The 13990-nt window shown below is 59.2% G+C and carries 11 protein-coding genes; 7 read left to right on the top strand and 4 right to left on the bottom strand.

Features of this window, described 5'->3' with window-relative positions; all coding sequences use genetic code 11:
- Positions 1-540 precede the first annotated feature (540 nt).
- The gene (locus NB069_RS16940) at positions 541-3318 is read right to left on the bottom strand and encodes an Ig-like domain-containing protein (RefSeq protein ID WP_250585414.1); all 2778 of its coding nucleotides are present in this window, start codon (positions 3316-3318) and stop codon (positions 541-543) included.
- A 710-nt stretch (positions 3319-4028) separates the two neighbouring features.
- Positions 4029-4586, bottom strand: coding sequence for a YceI family protein (locus tag NB069_RS16935; protein WP_250585412.1), 558 nt, complete (start codon positions 4584-4586; stop codon positions 4029-4031).
- A 638-nt stretch (positions 4587-5224) separates the two neighbouring features.
- Between NB069_RS16935 and nanR the strand changes: the two genes are divergently transcribed.
- The 7 genes from nanR to NB069_RS16900 all read left to right on the top strand — a co-directional run bounded on the left by nanR (position 5225) and on the right by NB069_RS16900 (position 11842).
- Positions 5225-6010: a transcriptional regulator NanR gene (nanR, locus tag NB069_RS16930; RefSeq protein ID WP_250585410.1), complete on the top strand. Its 786-nt coding sequence runs from the start codon at positions 5225-5227 to the stop codon at positions 6008-6010.
- A gap of 124 nt (positions 6011-6134) precedes the next feature.
- A complete protein-coding gene (gene nanA, locus NB069_RS16925; protein ID WP_250585408.1) occupies positions 6135-7034 on the top strand; it encodes an N-acetylneuraminate lyase in 900 nt (299 codons plus the stop codon).
- Positions 7035-7121: 87 nt separating this feature from the next.
- Positions 7122-8612 (top strand): MFS transporter, encoded by a 1491-nt coding sequence (locus tag NB069_RS16920; RefSeq protein ID WP_250585406.1) that lies wholly within the window; start codon positions 7122-7124, stop codon positions 8610-8612.
- 18 nt (positions 8613-8630) lie between these two features.
- Positions 8631-9320 carry an N-acetylmannosamine-6-phosphate 2-epimerase gene (locus NB069_RS16915; RefSeq protein WP_250585404.1) on the top strand — a complete coding sequence of 230 codons (690 nt, stop codon included), beginning with the start codon at positions 8631-8633 and terminating at the stop codon, positions 9318-9320.
- A complete protein-coding gene (gene nanK, locus NB069_RS16910; RefSeq protein ID WP_250585402.1) occupies positions 9317-10192 on the top strand; it encodes an N-acetylmannosamine kinase in 876 nt (291 codons plus the stop codon). Before NB069_RS16915 ends, nanK begins: the two co-directional genes overlap by 4 nt.
- Positions 10189-10671, top strand: a complete 483-nt coding sequence (gene nanQ / locus NB069_RS16905; RefSeq protein ID WP_250585400.1) for an N-acetylneuraminate anomerase — start codon at positions 10189-10191, stop codon at positions 10669-10671. The genes nanK and nanQ overlap by 4 nt, the downstream gene beginning before the upstream one ends.
- A 169-nt stretch (positions 10672-10840) precedes the next feature.
- A complete protein-coding gene (locus tag NB069_RS16900) occupies positions 10841-11842 on the top strand; it encodes a zinc-binding alcohol dehydrogenase family protein (RefSeq protein WP_250585398.1) in 1002 nt (333 codons plus the stop codon).
- 14 nt (positions 11843-11856) lie between these two features.
- Here NB069_RS16900 and NB069_RS16895 read toward each other — a convergent pair whose 3' ends face one another.
- Both NB069_RS16895 and hpxD read right to left on the bottom strand, forming a co-directional pair.
- Positions 11857-12825, bottom strand: a complete 969-nt coding sequence (locus NB069_RS16895) for a PDR/VanB family oxidoreductase (protein ID WP_250585396.1) — start codon at positions 12823-12825, stop codon at positions 11857-11859.
- A gap of 12 nt (positions 12826-12837) precedes the next feature.
- Entirely contained in the window at positions 12838-13875 is a 1038-nt protein-coding gene (gene hpxD, locus NB069_RS16890) for a molybdenum cofactor-independent xanthine hydroxylase subunit HpxD (RefSeq protein WP_250585394.1), read from the bottom strand.
- Between the last annotated feature and the right edge of the window lie 115 nt (positions 13876-13990).

Here is a 13990-nt window from a genome sequence, read left to right as displayed (position 1 = left end):
AATCGTGAGAATTCATGATTGACTGAATTTGATATAGCCAGAAAGTATCAGAAGCGCAAATTAAGCCTGAATGAATAAATGTTTAGCGGGATTGAAAACGTTATTTCGCACAGGTTGGAAATAAAGAATTCAGGCGCGGCGCGGGTTCATCGGGTGCCTGAATCAGGGTGTGGCGGCGATTTTATATCGAAGATTTAATAAGATGGGAATATTACGCATGGTGAAATAAGTAGTGTGCTTATTTCAGTGTGGCTGCACAAATAATTAAGCGAGAATGAACTGAAAACTGTTTGTGATATATTTGGCAAGTGTAGATTTCAGGAGTTGAAATAGTGATTTGCTGTGCTATTTAGATGATCGTTTAAGTTAAGGCAACCAGGGTATTTAGTAGCATTAGCATTAATGTGACAAATGTCAGAATATTTATTGGGTTAAAGGTGGGGTTATTTAATGCCGTGCGCGGTGTTGCCCGGCGGCGCTGCGCTTGCCGGGCCTGGAAAATCTAACCCTCTCCCCACAGGGGAGAGGGGATAGTCCGTGCTAACCGGTAATAATATGATTCTGGTTCACCAGCTCCTCATACGTGGTCTGGACGTCGTCCAGCGTCACCAGCGTGGCCGGAGCATAGCTGGTGCCCGCCCCATCCCGGTCGATACTGATGGTGGTGCTGCCATCGCTGCTGTTGACCTGGAGATAATTCCCCAGCGTGCTGCGATCGCCATTCCACCCCTCCAGCAACTCGCTGATGTCGATCTTATCTCCCCCCGCCAGCGAGAAGTTGCTGACGTGGTCCCCGCCGTTATCACTGAGCACGTTGAAGATCAGCGTATCCCCGGTCGTGGTGGCGCTCAGGGCAGAGGCCGTGGCTGCTGGCGTGGTGGTCGGTGGGTTAGGGGCCGCCGGATCAACGTCAATTGTCCAGGTGTCGGAGATCAGGCTGTGATTGCCCCGGCGGTCAACGGCGTCGGCGGTGAGGGAGTGGATCCCATTGGTCAGGCTGGCGGGTACCTGGAACGACCAGTTGCCCGAAGAGTCGACTTCCGTCATCCCGATCTGAATGGCCTCGCTGTAGACATAAATTTTGGTGCCGATCTCACCGGTACCGGAGATCAGCGGCGTGCGATCGTCGGTTAAGGATCCGCTGACCACGGTACCCAGCGTTTCAGGCACGTCATCCGCCACGTTGGTGATGATCGGTGTGGCCGGTGGCGTCGTGTCATCCGCCTCTACCGTGCCGGGCTCGCTGGTATTGCCCGCGTGATCGGTGGCGGTCAGGCTCATAATCTCACCGTTCAGTTTGGCGGTCGGCAGCGTGAAGGAGAAGCTCCCCGATTCGCCCACCACCACTTCGCCGAGTTTAGTGGTGCCTTCCATGATCGTCACGGTGCTGCCAGTCTCCGCGGTGCCGGTGAGCGCCAGGCCATCGTCGGAGACATCAAGGTTGGCAGGCGCAGCCGGTGGGGTGGAATCATTCGCCGTGGCCTGAGCGGGCGGACTCTGGTTATTGGTGGTGTCGAAGGCATAGACCGTCAGCACTTCGCCGTTGAGCTGGTTAGGGGAGATAGTAACGACGAACTTACCGTCGGCCTCCACGGTGCCGGAACCAATCTCCTGGCCCGTAGCATCGCGTATTGAAATGCGCGCATTGGCTTCCGCTTCACCGCTCACGCTGTCGCCCGTTTCGGCGACGACAAGGGCGGTCGGCGCCGCCGGAGGGGTGATGTCCGGCACGATCAGCGGCGCCTCAGGTCCTTCATTGCCTGCCCGGTCCGTGGCGACGACGCTCAGCGTTTCGCCGTTAACCTGCGCGGGGGTCAGGGTCAGCGTAAATGCCCCGTTAACATCGGCGGTGGCGGTGCCCAGGCTTTCGCCCAGGTCGTTGGTGACCGTGACCGTCGAGTTGGGCTCGGCGCTGCCGGTGAGAAGGGTGCCAGTGGCGTTGATCGCCAGGCCACCCGGCGCGGCCGGTGGCGTAAGGTCGACGGTAAACGCAAAGGGCGCGGAGGTGGGGCTCAGGTTGCCCGCGACATCCGTCTCCGTCAGGGTGAAGCTGTGCTCCCCTTCCTCCAGCGGCTCGACGGGTGTGTAGCTCCAGGAGCCGTTGTCCGGGACGATGATCTCCGCCAGCAGCAGCTCGTTATGGTAGAGGGTAATGGTGCTGCCGGGATCGCCCGTGCCGCTCAGCAACGGCTGGGTGGCATCGGTAAAGCCACCGGCGGTGACGAACCCCTGAATGTTACCCACGCTGTCCATCACCTGCAGCACCGGCGCGTTGGGCGCCTGGGTATCGATGGTGAGGGTAAACGCGGGGGAATCCGGGCCGGTATTGCCTGCCGGGTCGGTGGCGCTGGCGGTGATCTGATGCAGGCCGTCAGCCAGATCGGAGGCTGGGGTAAACGTCCAGCTGCCGTCGCTGTTTACCACCGTGCTGCCGATGTTTTTACCGTTGTCATAGATTGTGATGGTCGACCCGGCCTCGCCGCTGCCGCTAAATACCGGGCGCGGATCGTCGGTGGTCCCGTCGCTGTCCAGCGCGCCCGTAATGCTGCCGACGTCATCGTCCGCGATGATAATCATTGGCGCATCCGGCGCAGTAGTATCTGCGGCGGTAATGCTGGTTGGCGGGCTGACGTTGCCAGAGCCGTCGGTGGCTATCGCCGTCAGGGTTTCGCCGTTGGTGTAAGGCGTACCCAGCTCGACGGTGAACTCGCCGTTGCCGTTGGTCCTGGCTTTACCCACCACGTTGCCGCTGGCATCGGTGATGGTCACCGTGCTGTTGGCTTCGGCGCTGCCGAGCAGCTGGGTGTTACCGTTGGCGAAGTGCAGGTTCGTTGGCGCACCGGGTGGCGTGGTATCCGTCGCAGCCGGACCGGGATCGATTCTGTCATCACCGCCACCCCCGCCGCCGCCACCACCACCGCCTGCTGCCAGGGCAATACCGCCCGCAGCGGCCACACCGCCCAGCACCCACGGCCAGATTGGGGTATCACTGGATGAGTTACTGACGTTACCCGCTATCAGCGCATCGGTGGAGGGGATCGACTGGTAACGCTCCACCGCCAGCGGATCGTCAATCCACCACAGCGCGCCGTTTTCATCCAGCACCAGCTTGTGGTTGTTGACGTAGTAGTTCTTCAGCGTCACGGTTTCGCCGTTGGTCATTCTGACCAGAAGATCGTTATTGCTGCGGGAATAGCTGGCAATATCGCCCCTGCCAGCCTGGAGCTTAACAACGGAATCTTCGCCCAGAACGATCTGATTGCCTTCAGCCACGGTTTCTTGATGCGTTAGTCTGGAGATGACAGTGAATTTACTCATTTGTATTACTCCCACCAGAGTGTAATGACATGCTGTGTGTATAAATTCGTTTTTCGTCAGCAGAATTTAAGCGTCCCGAAGGAGACACTATTTGTTAGAAATAGTGACCTGCTGTAATGTTTTTGCTTTCAGATAGGTTTTTTGTCATCCCTGTTATTAATACTGCCAGCGTCTCATTATTGCTTTAAAAGGATATAGCCAGAAAGGACTAAAAGCGCAAATGACGAAGCGGTGAAATAAAGAATAGCCGATAGTTAGCCTGGTCTGATGCATGCTTAAGGCGTCGGGCTGTAGCGCTTGCATGGCTGCAAGCCTTGTGGGGTGCGGGTTGGTGGCTATTGCTACAGCGAAATAGCGCATTATGGATATTGCGGCCGATCACAATTCATGGCGATGAAATTGCCGTTTTTATTAATTAAATGCGGGGCAGGGCGGCATTATGTGAATGATGTTTATAAAGCCTGTGGGTTTATTATTTACATCATTGCAATATGCTGGCTTTTTGCTAGCAGAAGCCCCGCTGAGACAGGAAATAATACAAAAGTATGAATTTTTATCTTTTAAATAATGTACTCTGCAAATTGCTCTACGACGTTCGTATTATTTTATCCTTTACCGCGACAGATGGTCAGGCAGTATAGAGCAGCTATACGGCTTTTGCCGGGATAATTATTAATAAATATTATCGAATAAAGGGAAGAAAGGTGCGTTTAGTCGCTGGACGGTTTCGTCTGGATATCAATGGCAATGGCGATGCGATCGTCCACCACCAGCGCAAAGCGATCCATTTTATACGCCGAACGTGAGATAGCGGTGGTGGCGTGCAGGGCGATCGCCTTACCCGGAAGGCGATCCAGCGTGGCGTCGAGGATCACCGGACGGTTGAGATCCCGCACGTTGAGCGTGCCGAAGGCGCGGTAACGATCGTCCCTGAGCTTCACCACCCGGGTGCTGGAAAAGGTGATTGTCGGATAACGCGCGGCGTCGAAAAACATGTTGCTCTTCAGCTGCCAGGTGAGCAGGTTGTTGGAGGCCTGCAGCGTGGCGACCGGCACCGTCACCTGGATATGATCCTCAAATTCATTGTCCGGGTTCAACGTCACCGAGCCTGTTACCCCACTGAGATGCGCCCAGGAGGGGATGCCAGCGAAGGCGCGCCACGACAGTTTGATGGCTGTCTTCTGTGTGTCGATGGCGTATACCACGGGCGCTGCGCAGAGCGACGGGCAAACGAGCGTGACGATCAGCAGAAGAGTGAGGCGCAGCATAGGGTCTCCCTTTAACAGAGCGCAGGATTATTTGGTGTAGGGCCCTGCGTGAGATAAGCGTAGAAAGGGGCAAGCGCGTCGGCAAGGGTATTCAGGGCATTGTTATTTATGTGTTTGCGGTGAGGTCACAGTTTTAGGACGTTTTAATGTTTGCTCCCTCTCCCTATGGGCTGAGGGTCGGGGTGAGGGAATCAGGCCGCACCGGTAAGACATCGCCGGGTGGCGCTTCGCTTACCCGGCCTACGAAACGACAAAACCAGCGATGGAGAACGTTCAGAAGAATAAAGTACAAACCGAGAAGCGGCGGTTTTCTTGCCGGGAGCCCGGGTCGCCAGGGTGGTGGCGATTGAGCCACCCTGGCACGTTCACCGGTTCAGGTGAATCAGAGAAGCAAGGAACCTAAGGTGAACGGAATCACCACCTCGGTCGCATGTTCCCCCTCACCCCAGCCCTCTCCCTGAATGGAGAGGGAGCCGACCGTGCCGATATTTACCCTCGGGAAAGAACATCAGGTTGTACCGCTGTGACATCGCCGGGTGGCGGTCAGCCCCACGGCCTGCGTAACCCATAACACCTGGTACAAACGCCTGTGGTATGATAAAGAACGTCTTCACTCAACTTCTTACGATGTAACGTCTATGACTCTTTCCAGCGAAAAACAGACAGAAATCTCCTCTGAGGCCATTGGGCGCACGTTGCGTCGCCGCCCGCTGGCGCGCAAAAAATTGTCCGAGATGGTGGAAGAAGAGCTGGAGCAGATGATCCGCCGCCGCGAGTTCGCCGAAGGGGAACAGCTTCCTTCCGAACGCGAACTGATGGCCTTTTTCAACGTTGGGCGGCCTTCGGTGCGCGAGGCGCTAGCGGCGTTAAAGCGTAAAGGGCTGGTGCAGATCCAGAACGGCGAGCGCGCCCGTATTTCGCGTCCGTCTGCGGACACCATCATCGGGGAACTTTCCGGCATGGCGAAAGATTTTCTCGCCCACCCGGGCGGAATTGCCCACTTTGAACAGCTGCGCCTGTTTTTTGAATCCAGCCTGGTGCGCCATGCCGCACAGCATGCCAGCGATGAGCAGATTGCCCTGCTGGAAAAAGCCCTGGAGCTGAACAGCCAGTCGCTGGATGACAACGCCCTGTTTATCCGCTCCGACGTGGAGTTTCACCGCGTGCTGGCGGAGATCCCCAACAACCCTATTTTTATGTCGATCCACGTGGCGCTGATCGACTGGCTGATCGCCGCCCGTCCTGCGGTACCTGAGCAGGCGCTGCACGAGCACAATAACACCAGCTATCAACAACATATCGCCATCTTTAACGCCATCCGCAGCCGCGATCCCGATGCGGCGGAACAGGCGTTACAGGCTCACCTCACCAGCGTTTTCGCCACCTGGCATGCCTTCGAGCAGGGCAAAAAGCGCCGCAAGTAACCTCGATCGTTTAGTGAAGTAGATCGCGTTCTGCGCATTTCTGTCGCGCTGTTTTTAATCTGTCTGGTATAACAGGTATAAAGGTCTACCGTTAAAACATCGTCACAACACATTCGAGGTATCTATGTCCGTTACGCTTAAAGGGGTTATGCCCGCGCTTCTTACACCCTTCGATCGCCAGCATAAGCTGGATACGCAAAGCCTGCGCCAGCTGGTACGGTTCAACATCGCCCAGGGGGTGGACGGCCTCTACGTCGGGGGATCCACCGGGGAAGCCTTCGTGCAGAACAGTGCCGAACGTCAGGACGTGCTGGAGATCGTCGCCGAAGAGGCCAAAGGCAAAGTGACCCTGATTGCCCACGTCGGCACCGTCAGCACCCAGGAGAGCCAGCAGCTGGCCCAGGCCGCCAGCCGCTTTGGCTATGACGCCGTCTCCGCCGTCACGCCGTTCTACTATCCGTTCAGCTTTGAAGAGCACTGCGATCACTACCGGGGAATTATTGATTCAGCGGATGGATTACCGATGGTGGTGTACAACATTCCGGCCCTTAGCGGGGTGAAACTCTCGCTCGAACAGATCAACACCCTTGTGACCCTTCCGGGCGTGGGGGCGCTGAAACAGACGTCGGGGGATCTTTTTCAGATGGAGCAGATCCGCCGGGCGCATCCGGATCTGGTGCTGTACAACGGTTACGATGAGATCTTTGCCTCCGGCCTGCTGGCGGGCGCGGACGGTGGCATCGGCAGCACCTATAACATCATGGGCTGGCGCTATCAGGGGATCATCAGGGCGCTGAAGGAGGGGGACGTCGCCACCGCCAGCGCGTTGCAGACAAAATGTAACGAGGTCATCGACCTGCTGATCAAAGTGGGCGTGTTCCGCGGCCTGAAAACGGTGCTGCACTATATGGGCGTGATTGATGTTCCGCTGTGCCGCAAGCCGTTTGCCCCCGTCGAGGAGAAATACCTGCCTGAGCTGCGGGCGTTAGCGCAGCGGCTCCAGCAAGAACAAGACCAACAATAAGACAACACCGGATGCCGGGCATTTCCGGCATCACTGAAGCTGTATCCTGCAAAACAGCGTATGGGTTTTCCCATTGCGGAGACTGACATGAATACAATGACACAAAATGTCCCGTGGTATCGTTGCCTCAACCGTCAGCAGTGGCGCGCGTTTTCTGCCGCCTGGGTCGGTTATGTTCTTGATGGTTTTGATTTTGTCCTCATCGCCCTTGTGTTAACCGATATAAAAACCGAATTCGGCCTGACCACCCTGCACGCCGCCAGCCTGATCTCCGCCGCCTTTATCTCCCGCTGGTTCGGCGGCCTGGTGCTGGGGGCGATGGGGGATCGCTATGGCCGCCGTCTGGCAATGGTCAGCAGCATTATCCTCTTTTCCGTCGGGACGCTGGCGTGCGGCCTGGCCCAGGGCTACACCACCATGTTTATCGCCCGTCTGGTGATCGGCATGGGGATGGCGGGGGAGTATGGCTCCAGCGCCACCTATGTGATCGAAAGCTGGCCCAAACACCTGCGCAACAAAGCCAGCGGTTTTCTGATCTCGGGCTTCTCCGTTGGCGCGGTAGTGGCGGCGCAGGTTTACAGCCTGGTGGTGCCGGAGTGGGGCTGGCGGGCGCTGTTCTTCATCGGCATCCTGCCCATCATATTTGCCCTCTGGCTGCGAAAAAATATCCCGGAAGCGGAAGACTGGAAAGAGAAGCGGCAGACCAGTGCGCCGGTGAAAACCATGGTGGATATTCTGTATCGCGGCGAACACCGGTTTATCAATATTGCCATGACCCTGGTGGCCGCCGTGTCGCTGTGGTTCTGCTTCGCAGGCCAGCTGGAGAGCGCCGCGATAGTGGCCGTGCTCGGCCTGCTGTGCGCGGGGATCTTCATCAGCTTTATGGTGCAAAGCAACGGCAGGCGCTGGCCGACCGGCGTCACCCTGATGGTGGTGGTGCTGTTTGCCTTCTTATACTCCTGGCCGATCCAGGCCCTGCTGCCGACGTACCTGAAAACCGACCTCGCTTACGATCCCGCCACCGTAGCCCAGGTGCTGTTCTTCAGCGGCTTTGGCGCGGCGGCGGGCTGCTGTGCCGGGGGCTTCCTTGGTGACTGGCTCGGCACGCGCAAAGCCTATGTCTGTAGCCTGCTGGCCTCACAGCTGCTGATTATTCCGGTCTTCACCATTGGCGGCAGCAGCGTCTGGGTGCTGGGCCTGCTGCTCTTCTTCCAGCAGATGCTCGGCCAGGGCATCTCCGGGATCCTGCCTAAACTGATCGGAGGCTACTTTGATACCGATCAGCGCGCGGCCGGGCTCGGGTTTACCTATAACGTCGGCGCGCTGGGCGGCGCACTGGCCCCGGTGCTGGGAGCGTTTATCGCTCAGCGTCTGGATCTGGGCACCGCGCTCTGTTCCCTCTCGTTTGGCCTGACGTTCGTCGTCATCCTGCTGATTGGTTTTGATATGCCGTCCCGCGTTCAGCGCTGGCTGCATCCGGAAGCCCTGCGCACCCATGATGCCATCGACGGAAAACCCTTCAGCGGCGCCCTTATCCCGGGCCAAAAGGCGAGCCACTTTGCCAGACACAAAGGCTGAATTTTTAACGGAGGAGTTATGTCGTTCCTTGATGAACTGGATACAAAAGTAAAAGCCCATGGCGGGCTGATCGTCTCATGTCAGCCGGTGCCGCACAGCCCGCTGGATAAGCCGGAGATCGTCGCGGCGATGGCGCTGGCGGCGGAGCAGGCGGGGGCCGTGGCGCTGCGTATCGAAGGGATTGCAAACCTGCGGGCGGTACGCGCCCTGGTGAGCGTGCCGGTTATCGGCATTATTAAACGCGATCTGCCCGACACCCCGGTGCGCATTACCCCCTGGCTGGAGGATGTGGATGCGCTGGCAGAGGCGGGGGCCAGCATCATCGCCTTTGACGGTACCCAGCGCCCGCGCCCTGTGCCGGTGGAGGCGTTGCTGACGCGCATCCGACACCATCAGCTCATCGCGATGGCGGACTGCTCTTCTGAGCAGGACGGGCTCTGGTGCCATCAGCTGGGGGTTGAGCTGATTGGCACAACGCTTTCGGGCTACACCTCGGACGTCACGCCCGTCGAGCCGGATCTGGCGCTGGTTTCTGCGCTGAGTCAGGCCGGTTGCCGGGTGGTGGCCGAAGGGCGCTACAATTCCCCGCAACTGGCCGCGCAGGCCATCGGACACGGGGCATGGGCCGTGACGGTGGGGTCCGCCATTACCCGGCTGGAGCATATCTGCCAGTGGTATCTGGATGCCTTACAGGGAGCGGCAAAATGATTACGCTGGCGATGGATATCGGCGGGACCAAGCTCGCCGCGGCGCTCCTGGACAGCGAACTGAATATTATTGAACGCCGGGAGATCCCCACCCCCGCCAGCAAAACGCCGGATGCGCTGGAAGCGGCGCTGTGCGAACTGGTGACGCCGCTTTACCCCCGGGCGCAGCACGTCGCTATCGCCTCGACCGGGATTATTCAGCAGGGCGTACTCACCTCGTTTAACCCGGCCAACCTCGGCGGGCTGTCGCATTTTCCGCTGGTGAAATATGTGTCGGCACTCACCGGGCTTCCCGGCGTGGCCCTGAACGATGCCCAGGCCGCGGCGCTGGCGGAGTATCAGCACATGCCCCATGCCGTGCGCGATATGGTGTTTATCACCGTGTCCACCGGCGTGGGAGGGGGGGTTATCCATAACGGCAAACTGGTGACCGGCTCCGGCGGGCTGGCCGGGCACTGCGGCCACACGCTGGCCGACCCGAACGGGCCGCGCTGCGGCTGCGGGCGGATCGGCTGCGTGGAAGCGATTGCCTCGGGCCGGGGCATCGCCGCGGCGGCAGAAGGGGCGCTCTGCGGGCTGGATGCAAAAGCCATCTTTGCCCGCGCCGCAGAGGGACATGCCCAGGCGGCAGGGCTGGTTGCGCGCTCTGCCCGGACGCTGGCGCGGTTAATTGCCGATCTGAAAGCCGTCACCGACTGCCAGCGGGTAGTGATCGGCGGCAGTATTGGCCTCGCCGACGGGTATCTGGCGCAGGTGCAGCACTACCTGGCGCAGGAGCCGGGCGTTTATCAGACCGAACTCTGTTCAGCCCGCCATCGCGGCGACGCGGGGCTGCTGGGCGCAGCATTGTGGGCAAAAGGAGCGTGGCAATGATTGTGGGGGATATCAACCGCATGCAGGCCGCGGGTCTGTCGGCGGTGTTCTGTCAGGCAATTGACCGGGCGCTGAGCGCCGGGCTGTCGCAGCTGGCACCGGGCAGCTATCCGCTGCAGGGTGAAGAGATGTTCGTGAATGTGATGCAGTTTGCGACGCAGCGCCCGGAGGACAAACGCGCGGAGCTGCACCGCAGCTATATCGATATTCAGATCCTGCTGGAGGGGGAAGAGCAGATTGATTTTGGCCTGGCGGGAAGCGCCCGGGACTGTGATGAGTGGCACGAGGAGGAGGACTATCAGCTCTGTGACCGCATTGCGGATCGGCAGACCCTGACCCTAAAGCCGGGGATGTTTGCCATTTTTATGCCGGGTGAACCCCATAAGCCGGGCTGCTGTACCGCAACGCCCGGGATGATCAAAAAAGCGGTGATCAAATTACATCATCGTGCGCTGACTGAATTTCACAGCACGCTTTAACCGCTTCATACAATAATCTGACGCCCGGCACCCACAGCCATACATCTTCAGGCCGGGCCATTTTCCTTTTTCGAGTACAAGTCTTATCTCCGCGAGGCTATTTTTCCGGTCACTGCTTCGCCTTACCATCAAATTATTACGACCCACACCATAAAATGCCGGAGAGATTATGAAAGCCATTGCCATTACCCGTTCTGCCCCTGACAACATCGCGTTCCTGCAGGATATTGAATTGCCGCAGCCGGTGGCGACAGGGCACGATCTGCTGATTGAAGTGAAAGCCATCTCTGTAAACCCGGTGGATACCAAAGTCCGTTCCGGCTTTACGGGCGATACGCCGCGCGTGCTCGGCTGGGACGCGGTGGGGGTTGTTGCCGCGGTGGGCGAGTCGGTAACGCTGTTCGCTCCGGGAGATGAAGTCTGGTATGCCGGTGCGCTGGGACGGCCGGGCAGCAACAGCGAGTTTCAGCTGGTGGACGAGCGTATTGTCGCCCTGAAGCCTAAAACCCTGGATAACGCCTCCGCTGCCGCGATGCCGTTAACCGCCATCACCGCGTGGGAGATGCTGTTCGATCGCCTGGGCGTTCTGGAGCAGGGTAACGAAGGCGACACCCTGCTGGTCGTCGGTGCCGCAGGCGGGGTGGGGTCGATCCTGGTGCAGCTTGCGCGCAGGCTGACGAAAATGACGGTGATAGGTACGGCCTCGCGTCCTGAAAGCCAGAAATGGGTGCAGAAGGCGGGGGCGCATCATGTTATCGATCACAGCGAGCCGCTGTCGGAAGCGTTAGCCGCCGCAGGCATCAAAGAGGTTACCCACGTCGCCAGCCTGAACCACACCGCCACGCATTACGCGGAAATTATTAAGGCCCTGGCGCCGCAGGGGAAACTGGCGCTGATTGACGATCCCGAGACGCTGGACGCCCGCCCGCTGAAGGCGAAAAGCCTCTCCCTGCACTGGGAGTTTATGTTCACCCGCTCCATGTTTGAGACCGCCGATATGATTGCCCAGCACCAGCTGCTGACCCGCGTGGCCGGGCTGATTGACGATAACATTATCACCTCCACGCTGGGTGAGCATTACGGGGCGATTACGGCGGCGAATGTGCAGAAGGCCCATGCTCAGCTGGAGACAGGGCGTGCGGTCGGGAAAATTGTGCTGGAAGGGTTCTGACGCTGCCGGAACATTTATATATCCAGAAGCAGATTCGCTGACCGGCTGCGCGAGCAGCAAAGGGCAATCTGCTGTGTGCTGGCCGCTTTTTCAGCCGCCGACTGGACGGTGTCGCGGTGGTCAATCACGCCCTCCAGCACCGGGGTCAGGCAGGCCCCGCAGATCCCCATCTCGCAGGAGAGGGGAACGTCGATGCCGTTCTCCTGAAGGACCCGGGCGATGGTTTGATGCGGGGGCACCGGCCACCGTTCACCGGATGACGCGAGGGTCACCCAGAAGGTCTCTCCCGCCTGCGCGTCGGCAGGCGCAGCCAGGGGCTGGAAGGCTTCGCTGTGGATCAGCGCCTCCGGCCAGCCCTGTTCCAGCGCGGCGTGACGTGCATGCGCCATAAAGCCACCGGGTCCACAGAGGTAAATCGGGGTCCCCGGTGTGGATTCTGCCAGCGCAGCGGACAGATGATGGCGGGCGCTGCTCCCCTCACAAGAGGAGTGAATGACTACTCTCCCGGCGTTAAACGCCTGCTGCAGCTCCCTGATAAAGGCGCCCTGCTGACGGGTTTTCAGATAATAGTGCAGGGTAAAGGGGACCCCCTGGGCCTCCAGCTGCAATGCCATGGCATACAGCGGCGTTATGCCAATCCCGGCAGCCAGCAGCATCACCCGCTCTGCCGGCAGTAAAGGAAACAGATTTCGCGGTCGGGAGACAGCCAGCCTCTGGCCGGGGCGCAGCTGCTGGTGAACATAGCGGGATCCGCCGCGGGAGGCGCTCTCCAGCGCCACGCAAATCAGATATCCCTCCTGCCCGCACGGCGCCCCGGTAAGGGAATACTGGCGGATGAGCCCGCAGGGCAGGTGTACATCGATATGGGCGCCGGGCTGCCAGTCGGGGAGCGGCATACCGTTCTCTGCCACCAGCCTGACGGCGAGGCTCTGGCTCCCCTGGCGCCAGAGTCCGTCCACAACAACATCGAGGAGATCGCTCATGATGGTGCTCCTTCAGACAAGGAAAAAGTCGCCGAAACCCATTTTCTTTAGCCCGCGCCGGTAGGCGATGGAGCTGCGGTCGGCGGGAATGTGGGCCTCAAGGGTTAAATCCAGCGGCAACTTTTCCGGCCGCTGCGTCTCCACCATCAGGCGATCCTCCTCAAAGATGCGCAGATTGAAGGCGTGCACCTCTTCCACCGGCACGTGCAGATCGAAATTACGCGCAATGGGGGCAAACATGCGGGTGATCCGCGAGGAGACCGGCGAGGCGGCGTTCATAATCACCAGCCGGTCATCGCCAGGAAAATGGATAGTCAGGGTGGCGGTAAACGGCAGATGCATTTCAAAATGGCGCAGCCACTGGAACCCCTCCGGCGCACGAAAAGCGGCGCTCGGGGGATAGTTGCTCACCGAACTCCAGTAATCGGCCCTGAAGCCCGACGGTGTCTCCTCCGTGCTGTAGGTCGGCACGACCTGATTCTCCGGATCGGCGAAGGTATCGGTATGGATCCACGCGAAGTGGGCCACATCAAGAAACCCCTCGACCTGACGGCCAGCAAAGCCCCTGACCTCAAACCCCGGACAGTTAATTTGCTGGAAGCCGTCATCATGCCAGTGCGGCATGACCGGCAGCGGCACAGGATCCAGGGGATCGAAGTCCAGGCAGGTCCAGATCAGGCCGTAGCGCTCCTCCACCGCAAATGCGGTGAGATGAAGCTTAGCCGGCACCGGCTGATCGGGACTGGAGGGGATGCGGTTGCAGCGGCCCTCTTCGCCGAAGCGCAGCCCGTGATAGGGGCAGACGATCCCCTCTTCATCGTGAAAGCCGAGCGTCAGGGGGACGCCGCGATGGGGACAGACATCGCGGGCCACCACCACCTGGCCTTTAATGCGATAGATCACCAGCTGCTCATCAAGCAGGGTGGCTTTTACCGGCGCGGGGCCGATATCGCAGGCCCGGGCGACCGGGTGCCAGCATTTCGCCAGACGCCGCCAGTCGTCAGGCTCAAAGGTGCAGTGGGCGGGGGGCGTGGGTTGCGTTCTGTTCATGGCGTCTTTTCCTGCTCACACAAATAATTGTTTAATTGTTGTGAGTTTATTGTTGCCATATTAGGGTGTTGACATCCATCGCCATTAATTCAGTCATGCGTTGCAAAAAAGAGAA

It is taken from the genome of Leclercia adecarboxylata, from assembly GCF_023639785.1.
GTDB classification, from domain to species: domain Bacteria; phylum Pseudomonadota; class Gammaproteobacteria; order Enterobacterales; family Enterobacteriaceae; genus Enterobacter; species Enterobacter adecarboxylatus_D.
Note: the sequence above shows the minus strand (reverse complement) of the source record. Positions and strands in the feature narration are given on the sequence as shown.